12 protein-coding genes and 1 pseudogene are annotated in these 17,278 nt (G+C 30.5%); 8 read left to right on the top strand and 5 right to left on the bottom strand.

Annotated features, from left to right (window positions below):
- The first annotated feature begins 12 nt into the window (after positions 1 to 12).
- Positions 13 to 492 (top strand): 23S rRNA (pseudouridine(1915)-N(3))-methyltransferase RlmH, encoded by a 480-nt coding sequence (gene rlmH / locus ACQKMD_RS10010; RefSeq protein ID WP_427751639.1) that lies wholly within the window; start codon positions 13 to 15, stop codon positions 490 to 492.
- A gap of 899 nt (positions 493 to 1,391) precedes the next feature.
- Here rlmH and ACQKMD_RS10005 read toward each other — a convergent pair.
- A pseudogene (locus tag ACQKMD_RS10005) lies at positions 1,392 to 1,517 on the bottom strand (peroxiredoxin family protein); the annotation flags it as partial.
- A gap of 417 nt (positions 1,518 to 1,934) precedes the next feature.
- On the bottom strand, positions 1,935 to 2,804 hold the full coding sequence (locus tag ACQKMD_RS10000; RefSeq protein ID WP_427751637.1) for a helix-turn-helix domain-containing protein: 870 nt from the start codon (positions 2,802 to 2,804) through the stop codon (positions 1,935 to 1,937).
- A gap of 450 nt (positions 2,805 to 3,254) precedes the next feature.
- On the opposite strand from ACQKMD_RS10000, the gene ACQKMD_RS09995 reads away from it, so the two are divergent.
- Genes ACQKMD_RS09995 through ACQKMD_RS09970 form a run of 6 tightly spaced genes read left to right on the top strand, consistent with a single transcriptional unit; the run spans position 3,255 to position 11,984 of the window.
- Entirely contained in the window at positions 3,255 to 5,216 is a 1,962-nt protein-coding gene (locus ACQKMD_RS09995) for a YcaO-like family protein (protein WP_427751636.1), read from the top strand.
- A gap of 22 nt (positions 5,217 to 5,238) precedes the next feature.
- Positions 5,239 to 6,402, top strand: coding sequence for an arginase family protein (locus ACQKMD_RS09990; protein WP_427751634.1), 1,164 nt, complete (start codon positions 5,239 to 5,241; stop codon positions 6,400 to 6,402).
- 57 nt (positions 6,403 to 6,459) lie between these two features.
- Positions 6,460 to 7,665: an MFS transporter gene (locus tag ACQKMD_RS09985; RefSeq protein WP_427751631.1), complete on the top strand. Its 1,206-nt coding sequence runs from the start codon at positions 6,460 to 6,462 to the stop codon at positions 7,663 to 7,665.
- Positions 7,666 to 7,669: 4 nt separating this feature from the next.
- Positions 7,670 to 7,927 (top strand): DUF2087 domain-containing protein, encoded by a 258-nt coding sequence (locus tag ACQKMD_RS09980; protein ID WP_427751629.1) that lies wholly within the window; start codon positions 7,670 to 7,672, stop codon positions 7,925 to 7,927.
- A gap of 8 nt (positions 7,928 to 7,935) precedes the next feature.
- Complete coding sequence (locus ACQKMD_RS09975; RefSeq protein WP_427751628.1) at positions 7,936 to 10,695, top strand: thiopeptide-type bacteriocin biosynthesis protein; 2,760 nt, start codon at positions 7,936 to 7,938, stop codon at positions 10,693 to 10,695.
- Between the two features lie 11 nt (positions 10,696 to 10,706).
- Positions 10,707 to 11,984, top strand: coding sequence for a hypothetical protein (locus ACQKMD_RS09970; RefSeq protein WP_427751626.1), 1,278 nt, complete (start codon positions 10,707 to 10,709; stop codon positions 11,982 to 11,984).
- Positions 11,985 to 12,298: 314 nt separating this feature from the next.
- On the opposite strand, the gene ACQKMD_RS09965 is transcribed toward ACQKMD_RS09970, so the two are convergent.
- Positions 12,299 to 13,477 (bottom strand): CynX/NimT family MFS transporter, encoded by a 1,179-nt coding sequence (locus tag ACQKMD_RS09965; RefSeq protein ID WP_427751624.1) that lies wholly within the window; start codon positions 13,475 to 13,477, stop codon positions 12,299 to 12,301.
- Between the two features lie 63 nt (positions 13,478 to 13,540).
- Complete coding sequence (locus ACQKMD_RS09960; RefSeq protein ID WP_427751716.1) at positions 13,541 to 13,666, bottom strand: 3-alpha domain-containing protein; 126 nt, start codon at positions 13,664 to 13,666, stop codon at positions 13,541 to 13,543.
- A gap of 931 nt (positions 13,667 to 14,597) precedes the next feature.
- Between ACQKMD_RS09960 and ACQKMD_RS09955 the strand changes: the two genes are divergently transcribed.
- Positions 14,598 to 16,085 (top strand): malate:quinone oxidoreductase, encoded by a 1,488-nt coding sequence (locus ACQKMD_RS09955; protein ID WP_427751622.1) that lies wholly within the window; start codon positions 14,598 to 14,600, stop codon positions 16,083 to 16,085.
- A 521-nt stretch (positions 16,086 to 16,606) separates the two neighbouring features.
- Here ACQKMD_RS09955 and ACQKMD_RS09950 read toward each other — a convergent pair.
- Positions 16,607 to 17,140, bottom strand: a complete 534-nt coding sequence (locus tag ACQKMD_RS09950) for an ECF transporter S component (protein WP_427751620.1) — start codon at positions 17,138 to 17,140, stop codon at positions 16,607 to 16,609.
- Between the last annotated feature and the right edge of the window lie 138 nt (positions 17,141 to 17,278).

Here is a 17,278-nt window from a genome sequence, read left to right as displayed (position 1 = left end):
GGTGGATAACTTGTGAATATAGCGATTATTACCGTTGGGAAATTAAAAGAAAAGTATTTAAAAATGGGAATTGATGAATATGTTAAGCGTCTTGGCGCCTACGCAAAAATCGATCTTGTTGAAGTCCCAGACGAAAAAGCACCCGAACAATTAAGTGAAGCTGAAATGGAAATCGTTAAGAAAAAAGAAGGCGAACGCATTTTAGCCAAAATTTCACCCGACACTCACGTCATTGCCCTTGCTATCAACGGCAAAATGAAAACATCCGAAGAAATGTCCAAAGACATCGAATCACTTATGACCTACGGCAAAAGCAAAATTGCTTTCGTCATCGGCGGTTCTCTAGGATTACATGACGATGTATTAAAACGCGCAAACGAAAAACAATCGTTCGGGAAGATGACTTTGCCTCATCAATTGATGAAATTAGTGTTGGTTGAGCAGATATATAGAAGTTTTAGGATTATGAAGGGCGAACCCTATCATAAGTAAGTGAGGGTTTTTTTGAAAAATAGTACAGCACCTCTCCAAATAGTGGGATAAGTGTTGTTTTGTTGTTTGTCCGTATAAAAAAGAGTGAACTCCTTAATAGAATAGAAGTTCCTCTGGATAGCAAGGTTCTAAAAAAATTGATTTAAACCAAAGAATTCCGTCAAAATGTCATTGATGATTCGTACTTATTGGAGCGATACGTGAACAATTTATTGGATAATGCGGTTAGACATACACCTCGCCATGAGGAGATTTTTGTAGAGTGCTATACACAGAGCTATTATCCAAATAATACTTTAGTAAAATTAATGTATTTGACTAAATCTAAATTTTTTCTTCGAATAAGATATATTATTCTAAATTGAAAAGAAGGTAGATATAATGTCAAATCAAAGAGGTAATATAGATAGTGATGATGGGTCTAATTCCAAGGAATTACAAAGCGGTGTGGAATGGTAGCAAGTATTTAATCGCCTTTTTCATAGAATGAATATTCTATAGTTTTTACCTATAGGAAACGTAAATGCTGTTCTGTTCTATATCTCTTTTTAGATGATAGTAGAGCAGCGACTAATAGCAAATAGCTGACATGCGTAGGACCAGAATAATGTATGAGTACAATTGATCGAAAACCTCATTTAGATACGTTACGCTGAACCGTATCACAAATAGGGGAGGTTTTATATTTGGTTCCTTTTCTGATGAAAATTTTAAAAAGGGTAATTGTAAAATAAATTTAATAGACCGATAACACAAAGCGAAAACTCCTAACGTGATTTGTCTCGACAACAATTACGATGTATGAGTTTTCGCTTTGTGTCATTAGTTGAAACAATCTGTTTTTTTTTGGGTATTCAGTAGTTATTACCTCTGTACTAAATCTAACAAGCACAGCTATGTGGCACTTCTTCTTTACAAGGTGGACACCATGTTGCCCAAAAATTTAAAATCACCTTTTTACCTACATAATCCGATAAACGTACTGTTTCACCTTCTAACGTTTTCAACTCAAAATCTGGTGCTACATACTCTACTTGATTTGTCGTATCTTCTTTTTCATTAGTAGATGCTGTTTCGTTTTTTTTAGCTGTTTCAGCTGTTTTCACTGTTTCTTTCTCGTTACCGAGAACATTCATTGCGGCTATCATTATTAAACCTATGATAATAAGGATGGAAATCAAATTCTTAACCACGAATATAATACCTCCAATTTTGGAAATTCATAAGGAACAAATCTTAAAAAGGCATTAATGGAAGGTGTATCTTCTTGGTGGGGAAAGATATATTCTTGAAATGGTTTGATATAGTAGCGTAGCTGAGCGTCAGATATACCAAACCAGCCAGCTACTTCAGGTGTTGAGTAAAACCTTTTATCACGGAGATAGGAGTTTTCGTAATTCTTCCCTCGATAAATTCAATGTTTTCAAAAGTAAAAATTAGTTTTAATTATTTTGATTTTTCAAAAAATTATCTAGATAATTTTTGTGAGTATTTACAAAAATTGCAGAATCAAGTTCTTCCATTAAGAATAATGCCTTGTTTGCTAATACTGTTCCCTTATCTAATTCCCCAATCTTAATTTTATATAATCCTTTTAAAAATAAAAATTTGGTTTTTTCAAAGTAAAAATCAGTATTATTTAGTAGGCTGTCAAGTACTGTTAAAAAATATAAAGCGCTAGATATATTATGATTTTCCAAACAAATTACTACGGTATTAAGTAAAATGCGTATTAATTCAATTTTATTCTTTTTTAATTTTATAAATAATTGACCTCTGTTAATTAGTTCTTTTGATAGCGTTACTACGGTTTCTACTTTTAATGAACTTAAAGAATTACCGAATAATGCTAATTCATATATGCTCCAATTCTCAATAGTTAATAAATATTCGCATAAAAACTGGATTTCCTCATCCGATAGTGATTTTTGTTTATCCAAATTATAGAGCAGTGCTTTTGTCATTATTTCATTACATCTATGTATTTTTAAGTTTCTATTTTTCCAATTTGCTTGTTCTATATCAGCAATATTTTGTAAGTAAGATGTATTGTTATTCTCATAAGCGACTTTTATTTGTTCTATTAAATTTTCAAAATATGTAGAAGTGTAATCATTAGTAATCAAAGTAAATTCGCTTAGAGTGATATTAAGCTTTTCTAGCAGTGCATAAAAATTTGATAACGATATATCTGAATCTCCCCGTTCAAATTTTGATAAAAATGAAATTGTAACAATTCCATCAGCAACTTCTTTTAAATTGTATCCGCGCTCTAAACGAAGGTCCCTAAATATCCAGCCAAAACTCTTCAAGATAAATCATCCTTTTCATAAATGATAATTTTAAAATAAATCATCCTTTTTATTTTCCTAAATGACAAATTCAAAATAATATATTCAAATTATATTACAATTATTATGAAAAGACAGTAATTAAAGTAATTTTCATATGAATAGAGGAGGTATTAGCGTTAAAAATGAGTGCATACATAGGATTATCAATTCTTACCATTATTGGAACTACTAAATTTATTTAAAATAAGCTTAATACTTTTAAGAATAAATATAATATATATTTTGAAGGGAGGTGAAGAAAATGAAAAAGAACGCTAAATTAGAAATCAAAAAGGTCTCTGTTAAAAAACAAGTACCTAAACAAGCAGGCCGACGCTATACGTCACCTATCCGTTAATTATAATGATAAAAAGAAGGAGAATGTCGATTTTTTCGATGTTCTCTTTTTTCTAGTAAAGGAGATTAAGTATGAGATGTATAAAAAAAGATGAAAATACTTGTATTGTGATTGGAGCAGCAGCTCCTCAAGAAGTGGAATGCAGTGATTCTGACTTATTTTCAGAGTTATTTAATATAGATCTTAATGATTTAAATTTATCAGAAAGTACTAATATAAATTTTAATGTTGTAAATAATTTCAAAAAAGAACTCCTTGGCAATACGAAAAGTAATGATACATCTGATTTCATATATATTGATGGAGAAAGAAGCTTAACTACTGAAGAAGATATTATTTATTCTGAACCAAGTCGAAAAGTATTACATATTGCAAATTGTTCTATAAATTTTATAATGAACACATTTACAAATAACAAAGAGTCGAATAATATTTTTATCATTGAATTGTTTGATGATATTTTGGTTACTGGCACTAGTCGAAAGGAAGGAACTTGCTTAACTTGTGTTTTAAATAGATATATAGAAAGCAGAGCAGATATACTTAAATTTAAAGATATCAAATCTCTAATAACTAACACGCAAACAAGTAATGAACTAGCTTTCGCAGTGAGAGCTTTGGCTAAATACAAGGTTCTTAACAACGATAGCAATATAACTATCTTAAATAAAAGTAATTTAAACATTACTAATGCACACTTAATTAGTATGAATGGCTGTCATTTTTGCTTTAAACAAACTAAGAATAGTTTTAATGATCTAAAATTAGGAGAACTTGGTGAGACGAGTATTGGCGAGTATCGTACTAAAGAAAATAAGAGTGCTGTATCAATTTTAAATAAATATGTTACACCAATTGGTCCGGTATATAACCTTAATGAGTATAAGAATATAGATTTCTTGAAAACAATTATTTTTGAAGCGAGTTCTAATTCTTCGGATGTAGAAGTTGGTTATAATCTACACGGTGGGAAAGGAAATGATAAGGATTCCGCAATAATCAGTACAATAGGTGAAGCTTTAGAAAGATACAATGCTAGAAGATTTGAAACCGATTCTTTAATTAGAGGTCATTTTAATGAGTTGAGACAAAAAAATAATGTGTTACACCCTAACAGCCTTATTCTAGATAAGAATACACCCCATGAATTTCAACCTGACAAAAAATATGATTGGGTAATGTGTAAAAACCTTTCTAAAAGTCAAGATATACTGGTACCAGCAATAGCTGTTTTCTTTCCATTTCATTCTATAGATGAATCTGAACTGTTCCTTTCTCAAAGTTCCTCAGGTTTAGCATCTGGTTTCTCATGTGCGGAAGCAATATTATCAGGTTTACTTGAAGTCATAGAAAGGGATGCTTATACAATTTATCACAAGAATACTATGTATTATGGAACTATAGCACCTAGTGTTTACTCTGCTGAAGTAACTTCATTAATTGACTACCTAAATAATAACGGCATTACAGCTATTCTACAATATTTAAAAACAGATTTACCTGTCCATACAGTACATTGCACTTTATTTGACAAAATGAATCGTCTACCAATATACACACATGGCTCTGGTTGTAGTCTTGATATAAATTCAGCTATTAAGCGTGCAATAGTTGAGGCTTGTCAATTACGCGTATCACAAATAGAGTTATTAAATAGTGAAAATGATATAGATATAGATGTGGATGCAGATGAATTCGAAGCTTATCTTGAGTGGGCAAAAGGTAACGAAGATTTTGTTAGTCCTTTTATAAAACATAAAAAAGAACGAATAATATCAGGTTTCGATGATTACAGACAAGGTAGTGTAGTAAAAAATTTAAACTTTTTGTTGTCTAGTATAAATGAATTGGGTTATGAGGTAATAGTAGCTAATTTAGAACGAGAAGATAATCAACTAAATACTGTAAGAGTTATTATACCTGGATTCCAAGATATAGATGACTATGGTGGGAGAGTATCAAAACGAGTGGAGGAACTCCCAATTATTTTGAAATTGCCTGTTAAATCTAACATAAACCAAATGTTTTCTTGATAATAATTAAAGAGGTGCTAAAATGCTTAAACTGATAAATGAAGTGGAAGTTAAAGAGAATCAAATAATCAATAAAATCTTTGGAAATACGTTAGAAGTAAATGATGAATTAGAGAATTTTATTCTCGAATCTATCAATCATGGTCTTGCCCAAACTATGAAAAATTGGGGAATTGAAGAAAATAATCCTATTGTTATAGAACTTATTAAAAGTGGTTTTATTTTTGATAGTGAAATAGGATTACAAGTTGATAACCTTCACGCGGTTGTCAATCACTCACATACATTTTTCGGAGTACCTGATGGGGATTTGTACTATGATTGTATTGTAGCCGATGAGAATCAAGAGGAAATATACGGCTTTATTTCTGTGCCCTATAATAGAGGTTCCTTAGTTTATAACATAGATATTGAATCTCCTAATTATATAAGAGCTAAATCCAATGATCTCTTTCAGATAACATTACAAAATAATGGTAAATCAAATGGTTATTATTCAACTTATCAAAAGAAAAATATTTTTAAAGATAAAAACATTAAGGACTACGGAGAAATAATACAAAAAGCTTCAGATACAGCATATCTCGAAAGAATCGAAGACATAGCGTGTCAATTAATGAATTCATATATTAAACCAATATTTATTGGAGGGGATCATACCATTACATACCCAATTGTCAAAGGTATAAATTCATTAGAAAAAGAATTTCAAGTAATACAGATAGATGCTCATTCTGACTTTTCTCCATTACTAAATCCAAAAAATGCTACGGTTCAGCACAGTAATATCATTTCATTAATTAGTGAATTATCTAATTTAAAACAAATTTATCAATTCGGATTAAGTGGCTTCATGACGCACGACGAACTTTTAGGATTAACTCAACATAGTAAAATATCTTCATATTTTAGAACTGATTTTAAAAGTTTGAATATTGACAAAGATTTACCAACATATCTCACGATTGATGTAGATGTATTGGACTCAACACTGATGTCGGCAGTTTCTTATCCTAATGTTGGCGGTTGGAGTTTTGATAGCTTTATGGAGTTTATCCAAAAGCAACTCTCTGGTTTGAATATCATTGGTGTAGATATAGTGGAATACGATAAAGCGAAAGACAAAGATGGTAAAGGAGTAACCGTGGTAAATAATATGGTTTTAGAACTTTTGGGTGCTATCTAATACTTCAAATAAAACACATTTAATCACGATCGATGTATTTGGGAGAGGAAAAATACTATGCAGCAGAATATTAAAATTATTAAATATAAGTTTTATACAATTGAAGCGTTATACAATCTAGGAATTGTAATTTTTTCAGCTTCATTTTATCTATATTTAGCGGAAATAGGATACAATTTAAGTGAAATAAGTCTTTTCATATCTATTTTCTGGGTAGTTAGTTTACTTACAGAAATACCCTCTGGAATTATATCTGATTCATTCGGTAGAAGAAACACTATGCTACTTAGTTGTTTAATCCGCGCATTAGGGTTATTTCTTTTGTTCATTTCAAAAGGAGAAATAATATATTTAATATTGGGTGCTATTCTTACTTCAATTGGAGAATCTCTAAAATCAGGAACACTAGATTCTTGGTTAGTTGAAAGCATAAATAAAACAAATAGTGACGAACATTTAGAAAAAATATTTTCAATCAATGGAGTTATAGGACAAACACTTGGTATTGCAGGTGGTTTTATTGGAGCACAATTTTTAGGGAATATTAATCTTTCTTATCCAGTAATAACAGGTGGAATTATACTATGTATTACAGCATTTTTTGTTCTATTCTTTATTAGAAATGAAAACAAGAAGGTAATTGGAGGATTTAAACTAAAGAATATCTATAAAGAGTTTTTCGATTCTTTTAAAGAAGGCGTTAGATACTTCAAAGAAAACAAGAAATTTTCTTATCTAGTTATTTCATTTCTACCACTAACTATTATTTTAGCAGGACCTGGTAATCAATGGCAATTATTTTTCCAGCATGACAATAAAGATATTATTACAGGATATTTATGGGTTTTCATCGGTTTTATGACCTTCTTAGGTACGTGGATTGTAGGTAAAATACCACAGATTGAAAAGAGAAGAATGAATATACTTATAGTGAATGTAATAATAAACTCGGTATCTATTGCTACTCTCACAATCATTGGAAATTATATAGTTGCATTTGCTTTATTCTTAGTACATGTATTTATTACAGCTGGTGATGAGATTATTCGTATTACTGCACTGCATAAAAATATTAACAATGAGAAAAGGGCAACAATTCTTTCATTTTATTATACATTAGAAGCACTCTTCACAATAGTAGGTTTGGTACTTGTAGGTTTACTTTCTGATTACTTTAATATGAATGTTGCCTGGTTCACATGTGCTTTACTAGGGTTAATAGTTGCATTACCAACAATGATACTCACTAAGAAAAGAGGATAATAATATGGAAAAAACAGTTCGTGAACGATATTTCAAAGGCGATAGCCTATCTGTTATACCAAAAAAAGAAAAGAGCAAATTAGAGGTACTGAATGAAATAATTAAACTTTTTGAAAAGAATCATAAATATGATGAAAAAGAAATTAATGAGATATTAAAAAGTATTTATCCAGACTTTGCAATACTAAGAAGATACTTAGTTGATTATGGATACTTAAAAAGAAATAAAGAATGTAGTGAGTATAGTGTTAACGAAAGGTGACATACAATATGTATTTCAAACTGGAAGATAATTATTTCATCAGAATACCTTATTTTAAGGAAGAAACATGGAGGAATTTCAAGACTAAAGGGTATAGTAAGATTCCTATTTTACCAATTGAAAAAGACTATTTTCTTTCATCTTTAATATTATCATCACCAGAATTTTACAAAAACCTAATCCAATATGAAAAAAAGGATATAAAAAAAAAGAAGTTGATTGAAAATACATTATCAAATTATATATATAGAATGACTTATAAACAATCCCCATATGGGTTTTTTAGTACCGTTGTTAGTATAAATCAGTTTAAAAATTCATCAAATGGCATTCTTTCAAATCTGAATGAATTGAGAAAACAAAATTCTGAAATTTCCTTAAGTAAAGAATGGTACGTGAATGTTGTTAAAAAAGTACAAATGCAAGAAAATGTACTCAGGAAATTAAAAGTAAGAAAAGGATATTATATATCAAAAAATCAAAAATATATATATAGAGCTGACTTTGATTTATTATCAGAGTATGAGTTACTTGATTTTAATTCATTAATAGCAGAGATTATAGATTTATGCACGGAATTCACTAATATTGATTCTATTATTAAATTAGGCGAAATCAACAACCTAACTGAGATAGAAATTTTAGATATTATAAAAAAATTATTAGAACAGGATATACTGATTTCTGATATCCATCCTCAAATAACTAAATACAACTGGGGGGATTTAATTGACAATTTAGAAAACACCATATACCAAGAAAAATTATTACGGATTACCGAAGATATTAAGCATATAAATAAAGTAAAAGAATTTTCCCCTACGTGCCTCTTAGCTCTAACGGAAAAGTGTAAAGATATCTGTGAATCATCACAATATATAGTTGGAAATTCCATTATTGAAAACAATAATTTATCCTTGCTTGATAATAAGGATATTTTTCGTAACTTTCAGGAAATAATTCCTTATTTACTAGTAACTTTTAATAAAGAAGTAGAAGAATTAAGAGTATATACAGAGGAATTTTATGATCAGTATGGCGATAATTATGTCCCTTTTTTAAGGGTTATGAGCGAGTGGAATTCCTTAAACTATAATGAGAATGAAAATTCTAAGTCCAGTAATGTCTTAATTAACAAAGTTCACGAGGCTTTAACTCTTGGAACAAAGATTGATTTACAGATTAATGACTTTAATGAAATAAATGAAACAGAAGTCAAATTTCTAAAACAAATTTTAGATTTACAAATTGTAGTTAATATATGTTCTATTGACAATGAGCCCTATATAAATATTGATAATGGTGTGAAAATGAGAAGTAAAGGTTCATTTGAAGGCAGGATATTATCAGGTAAAAAATCAAAAGTAAATACGGATGATTATTACATTGTAGATTTTCCATATACATCTGTTGATTTGAAAATGAACAATATCTTAGGTGAAAGCCTAACTGAAGATTTAGATTTACATGATATTTATGTATATTGGGAAGACAATAAACTAAATTTATACTCAAAAAAAATAAATAAGAAGATAATTGTAAGAAAAAACAATATGATTAATTTTGAGTATCTTCCTACATTTTTAAAGAAACTATATATAATTTCAAATCAAATAACCTGGACAGCATTAAATGATGAAACATTAAAACACGCTCAATATATACCTAGAATTACCTATAAAAACTTAATTTTAAAGTTAGAAACATGGAAAGTAACAGAAAAAGGTTTAAATTATAATTCCTTCATCAATAAACTTAACTATTTGAGTAAGGTATACTCAATGCCGAATAAAATAATTCTATTTTTAGGTGATGATAAGTACCCTTTAGATTTATCAAATAGCTATGACATCCAAAAGAGTTTCGAAATTTATGAAAAATTAGAGTATTTAGAAATCAAAGAGGATAATCGTCAAACATATGAAGGATACTCCATTGATTTTATATTGAATTTTCGAAATTTAGAATTCAAAATTCAAGAGAAGCCAAAAAATAGTCAATTATTTTTATTGAATGAAACCCCTATAATGCTTGGAGCATTGAACAAACAATGGCTTAATTTCGAAGTATTCGTCGATCCAATTGAACAAGGTTATATCTTAGAGCAAATATATAAAATATGTACAGAATATAAGTTCTTTTTTGTAAGATACTTTAACCAAGAAGATGAAACACTACGAATAAGGTTTAAATTAGATAATGAAATGGATCGCACACACATACTAAATATTCTTTGTGATTTTTTTAACAATGAAATTAATAGTAGAACAATAACAAAATATAATCTAAATAGCTATGAAAGAGAAAATTTATACTTTGGAGGAGATGCAAACTTAGCTGGATTAGAAGAATATTTCATTTTAGAGTCTTATTTTGTAATAAATAAAATTCTACCCATACAGAATCCGGATGAAAAAAGGACATTGATTATATTTTATATTTTACACCTTGCAAAGAAGTTGAGTTATAATATCCAACCTATCGAGATAAATCGTTCATCAAAAGATTTTTATAGGATTATAAAGAAAAAATTAATTGAATTCTATCAATCAACAATATTTTTAGATCTAGAATTAAATATTTCTACAATATTACAGAACGCAAAAATTAATGGACTAGTCATAAACGATTTGCTAAAGAAAAAGATTATTCACTTATTTATAAATAGAGCAATAGGATATGATCCACAGGAAGAAAAGCTCATTATCGATATAGTAAAACAATTTACTACTACATTAAATTATTTAGGTGAAAAGCAAAGAAAGTAGGTGGACAGCTGTTGCTAAAATCTGATTATGATTATTTGTGTGAAGAAGTTGAAAATATTAATTTTTTATTATCACTAGATTTAGAACTGCCTTCAAATTATTTAAAAAAGATATCTAATACAATATCTATATTTAATGACCAATTTAAAAATCAAAAATCTTTGGAAGAAGATTTAATAAATAATACAAAGGAAAACAAGTATAGATATTTATATAATACGGAAAATAATATTCTTATTGACATTTATCATAAAGAAATAAACAATGACCTATTAAATGTTGATTATATTAATAATATATATAACCAATTAGTCATAAAAAGAAATGGATATATTAAAAACCTTTCACATATAAATTTTTTAACTTATTATAAAGCAGAAAATAATAACGGAGCAATAGAATTGCTTTTTGAAGCTAATGTTGACGAAACAATCTCTAAATATAGTAAAGAATTAAAAGCATTTTATAATAAAAATAAAATGAAAAACAATAATGATATTTTACATCCATTTGATTTAAATAGAATCAGAATAAACGATTTAAAGTACATATTCGATTTTAAAAAAGATATCTTAGAAAACATAAAGGTAATGGATCTGGATTTTGGTAATTATCTTGAAAATCTTTATAATGAAGGTTTTGTTATTTTAAAGGAATCCAGAGTACAGGAAGGTTTTTTTGTTGAGTTACCCTACTCTAAAAAAGGATTTGTCTTTTTAAGTTGTAGCGGTGACATTGATGATTATTTCAATATCATCCACGAAATCGGGCATCTTTATCACCAATATATTACATCTAATATTGACTATGAACACAGGTGTACATCATTTGAAGTAAAAGAATTTGTTGCGCATTCATTTGAAGCGATATTTGTAAGACAGTTTGCATCATATAATGTTAAGCAAGTTTATGAAATACAACAAAAATCTTCTGTTTTATGGAATAAAGTATTATTTGAATTTCAAAAGAAGATTTACGATTGTTTTGAAGAATATAAGACATTAGAGTGTAAAAATCGTCTTTTTGTAGAGTTACTTAAGAAGCATACACATAGTTATATTGGTAATACAAATAAATTTGACATAATATTATGTAATACATGGATGTATGAAACTATGTTGTTTGAAACACCTTTCTATAATTTAGAATATATTTATGCTCAAATAAATGCCATAAATATTTTAAATAATCACGAAAATAGCATAGAAGAACTTCAACAGATTTTTAAAAATGGCAAACATATTAAAATAGACTTATTAAAGCAGCATATACAAGAATATAAATATTAGGGTAGATATTGAGAACTGTCCAAAATAGCGTAGATTCTTTCCTATTTTTCAAGTATATGTATCGAATTACGGTCCATTTCAGTTTGTATAGAGAAGGTTGGTTTTTTGGAGAAAATATTTTAACAACGATTTCAGAAATAATCAAACTTTATTTCAAATCGACATAAAAAAAGCCCTTACTAATATTTACTTTAGTAAGGGGTACCACCCACATTTTAACGAAAATATACGCTAAGCAAATTCGATAAAAAAGAATATGGGCTTTCTACTCTAAGGAAAAGCCCACTCTAAGTTTTTATTATAGCAACTGGATATCACTGTAAGACCTTAGTTTCTACTTTTCTCTGATTCATTACTAAAGTTAAAATGAACAAAATCACGCTTAAAAATAATATCATGAGAAACACCTGTTGATAACCTTGAGAAAAGTCACGTATAATACCTGCTAAAACAGGAATAAGTCCACCAATCATATATCCTCCTGACTGCATCATGGCAGTCCATGCACTTGCATCTTCCGGTGTATTTGTTTCATCCAACGGTAACATAAGAGCCAACGGAAATAACCCACCAAGCCCAATTCCAAGTAAAATAGAAGGGATCCATGCTGTAGTCAATGGATATATCATGAGTGACAAACCTATTACCACAAAACACACACTACCTAATAACCAAAATGTTCGATTTTTATAAAAATCCGCTAAAGTTGGAATGACAAAGCTACATACCATTTGAACAAATGTAAAGACGGTAACCAGAGTTCCAGCTTGCTGACTATTTAACCCTACACTTTGAGTTGCTGGAGCAAGCCAAGTGGTAATACAATAAAAAATACCTGATTGCAGTCCAAAAAAGACTGTAAACAACCATACCTTCTTATTTTTTAATGGTAATATATTGTTTTGTTTATTATGTGTTTTAGTAGTTTTATCTAGTCTCATAACGGGATACCAGAAGAGAAGAGCAACAATGGTAAACACACTCCAAAATGCAAGTGCCACATTCCAAGAGTCTTTCAATACATGTTGTAAAGGGATAGTCATCCCTGCGCTTAAGGAAGCACCTGTTCCCATTCCAACTGAATATACTCCTATCATTAAACCAATCTTAGTAGGAAACTTCTCCTTAATAAATCCAGATAGCAATGGACCAGCAACCGCAATACCAATACCAATAAATAGAGAGCTAATAAGTAATGTGAGAACTGAATAAGTAAAAGCTCTCATACATGTTGCAACTCCAATTAAAATAAGACAAGCTAAAATTGCCTTTTCTGCTCCATACTTCTTGTTCACCTTACCTGTAAGTAATGCAAACACCCCCATACATAATACGGGAATAGATGTCAGAAAACTAACGGAAAAGTTGCTCATGTTTAAGTCCTGACGAATTGTCTCTAATAAAGGTGAGATTGATGTGATTCCTATACGTAAATTAATAGAAGCAAAAAATAATGCCAATATATAGATATAGGTTCGTTTTCTATTTTTCAAATTATATATCTCCTCTCTCAAAACATCAATATTGAGTATATCATCTGATGTTTTACGGTGTAATTATTTATTTAATCGTTTCAATAGTAACTCTCTTAAACTGTCCGATAGTGCATCCACCTCAATAATTCTTTCTAGTGCTTCTTTATTGTATTTACTGTGGAATTTAACATGATTAACTTGTGAAATCGATATCCTTTTAGGATGTTAGATGAAGAAGGTTTTGTAGGTAGTACATATCAAGTACTCACGCTGCCAACGACTTATATGATTGATACAAAAGGAAACATGGTTGACATCGTTAAAGGTCCAATGAATGGGGCATTGATGAAAGAATTAATTAACAAAGCTGAATAATAAAAATTAAACAGTACAAAAGAACTTATTGAGTAAACACTTAATTTGACAAGGATAATGTGTTTTTGTATCCTTTTGATTTAAAAACACCATTATTCATTGAAAAAGAGATAAATCAGGTTTAACATCAAAACTTGGAGTTGTCATGATGAAATTTTAAATATTTACTATTTCAGACAAGAAGAAAAGCGAAAACTCATGCATCGTAATTGTTGTCGAGACAAATCACGTTAGGGGTTTTCGCTTTGTTTTATTAGTCTATCAAATCTATTTTAAAATTATCATTTTTTGGAATTTAGCATCAGAAGAGGCACCGAATGTATTTCCAGTGGAAGTCGCACGAGAATATGAACTTCCTTAAAAAATAGTTGAACGTTGGTTTCACTCATATGCAACGGAACAACTTGTGGAAGAAGAGGCACAAGCTATTTATGTGGATGAATATAAGTCAAAAATCAAATCTATTTGTAGTAAGGAGCTCCTTATCACAAGTAGAGATGGTTTTTACAAATTTAGGATGAAGCGATAAGTTACAGTTAGCATGTTGCGGAGAGCCGTACCATAAGTAATGATGAAATATAATTTTAAGGTAACTTGTGGAATGTTGAAAAATCATATGAATTTGAGTCGATTATGAGCCTCTAGAGGAGTATAATTAGGAAAGAAAAGGTGTGTTCCTAGATCGCGTCTTGGCTTGCTGTGATACCGGAGCAAGGGCGGCCTATATCCTTTTTGCAAATCTTAAGGTAGAAGGATGGTAAGAATGAGTAACAGACAAAATAAAACAGATGTTATCTTAATCGGTGCCGGAATCATGAGTGCGACTTTGGGGACAATGCTCAAAGAATTGGCACCGGACTGGAACATTACAGTGTTTGAGAAACTTGCAGACGCAGGAGAAGAAAGCTCTAACGAATGGAATAATGCAGGAACGGGGCACGCAGCACTGTGCGAGCTTAACTACACTTCTGAAAAAACGGACGGATCCATAGATATTAGCAAAGCTATAAAAGTTAATGAACAGTTTCAGCTTTCAATGCAGTTTTGGTCTTATCTTGTAAACAACAATCTTATACGTAATCCTCAGGACTTTATCATGCCATTGCCTCATATGAGTTTAGTACAAGGCGAAAATAATGTAGAGTATTTGAAAAAACGTTTTGAAACGATGTCAAATAATCCACTGTTCAAAGGAATGGAATTTTCCGATAACCCAGAAAAGCTGATGGAATGGATTCCGCTTATTATGCAAGACCGTCCAGCGAATGAAGCCATTGCAGCAACAAAAATCGACACTGGCACAGACGTCAACTTTGGTGCTTTAACGCGTATGTTATTTGACCAGTTAAAAACTCAAAACGTCGATATCAACTATAAACATAGTGTCGAAGGTATTAAACGTACTAAAGACGGTTCATGGGAATTAAAAGTGCACGATATGGACGGCTGTAAAATGGAATACCATAATGCAAAATTCGTCTTCCTTGGAGCTGGCGGAGGGAGCCTGGAGTTATTACAAAAAACAGGTATACCTGAAGGGAAACATATTGGTGGATTCCCGATTAGCGGATTATTCATGGTATGTAATAATCAAGAAGTCGTTGAGCAACATAATGCAAAAGTATACGGAAAAGCTGCGGTAGGTGCTCCCCCTATGTCTGTTCCTCATCTTGACACAAGATTTATCGATAATAAAAAATCGTTACTATTTGGACCATTTGCAGGCTTTTCACCTAAGTTCTTAAAAACAGGTTCGAATATGGATTTAATCGCTTCTGTAAAACCGCATAATATTACGACGTTATTGGCGGCAGGTGTTAAAGAGATGGGATTGACAAAATATCTGATCCAACAACTTATGTTATCGAAAGGACAGCGTATGGAAGAGTTACGTGAGTTTATCCCGAATGCTAAGCTCGAGGATTGGGATATTGTAGTTGCTGGCCAACGAGTACAAGTTATTAAAGATACTGAAGCGGGTGGTAAAGGTACGCTTCAATTTGGTACGGAAGTTGTAAGTGCTGCTGATGGCTCAATCGCTGCATTGCTAGGTGCATCTCCAGGTGCTTCTACAGCCGTTCACGTTATGCTCGAGGTAATAAACAAATGCTTCCCGCAACATGTAAAAGAGTGGGAACCGAAATTAAAAGAAATGATTCCATCTTATGGCAAATCACTAGTTGAAAATCCAGAGCTATTACAAGAAGTTCATGCTTCAACAGCACAGGCGCTTGGTCTAAAAAAAGACTAGTCATATAGCTAATTCTTTGGATGAAGAAACAAAGTGTTTGTAGAAGATAAATCTTTTTCTTCAATTGTTTTGCTTGAATATTTTGTAGGTATTAAAATATCTTTTTTGAATTGAATTTTTATAGAACATTCAGATATCAGCTTTGAAAACTTAAATACTTTTTATTTTTTGGGAGATTTATTGTTACATATTTAAACCTCCCTTAGCTACATAACTGTGGACCGTACATAAGTAAGGGCGGTTTCTAAAAATTATATAAAAAACCTAAAGCAGATATTCTAAGTAAATAGAATGATCTGCTTTTAGTAATTATTTAAGGACTTTTTAGTAATTTATTCGTGTTTTTTCGTTAGAAATGCTGACCTAATAGAATTTTTAGAAAAACAAAAAATTCGGTGGAGAACGAGAGTCCTCCATATTGAACCGTACTATATAAGTAGATAGTTCAATAAAATAGATTTGCTGCTTTTATTCGGTAATGGAGGGCTTCAATATGCACGCGAGGTCATTTTTTATTATTTCTATTTAAAAACAGGAACTTTTCTTAGTACAGCACAAACCGGTATGGCCACACAGATTCCTACAACATTCTGAACGAGGTTTCCAGGAATAGAGGCTACTGGTAGAATCCAACTACCAAATATAACTCGTTCGCAAATATAATAGACACCTAACATAAAGGGAATCGAACTAATTGTAGCTAATAGATTAAATGTGAAATTATTTCCTTTGCGGTGTTTCGACCAAGCAATTTTCCCAACTATATAACCTTGTAAGCCACGAGCCAAAATAGTAAAAGGTGCCCACAATGTCCAACCAGATATTAAATCAAATAACCCCATACCAACAGCACCGGCAATTGCTCCCTTTTTAGGGCCAAATAAGATTGAGGCAATAAAGAGCATGGCTGTTCCAAGATGAACCAAACCACCGTTTGCAGTAATAGGTAGTTTAATATTTATCAAGAGAGTTGCAACGAATACTAGTGCAATTAACATTGCGGTTAAAATTAAATCAAAAGTGCGTGAGTTTGAATAACTTTTTGTTGTGTTCATAGTAATAGACCTTTCCTACTCTTTTCATTTTTGATAATTTTAGCAAAGAATTGGTATGTTTAAAAGTGTCAATTTATTTTAAAATAAAGGGGTCAGTTTATAGGGAAATGGAATAGTTTTTAATCAAAAATAGAGTAA

It is taken from the genome of Viridibacillus sp. NPDC096237 (genome assembly GCF_050278625.1).
Classification (GTDB): domain Bacteria; phylum Bacillota; class Bacilli; order Bacillales_A; family Planococcaceae; genus Viridibacillus.
Note: the sequence above shows the minus strand (reverse complement) of the source record. Positions and strands in the feature narration are given on the sequence as shown.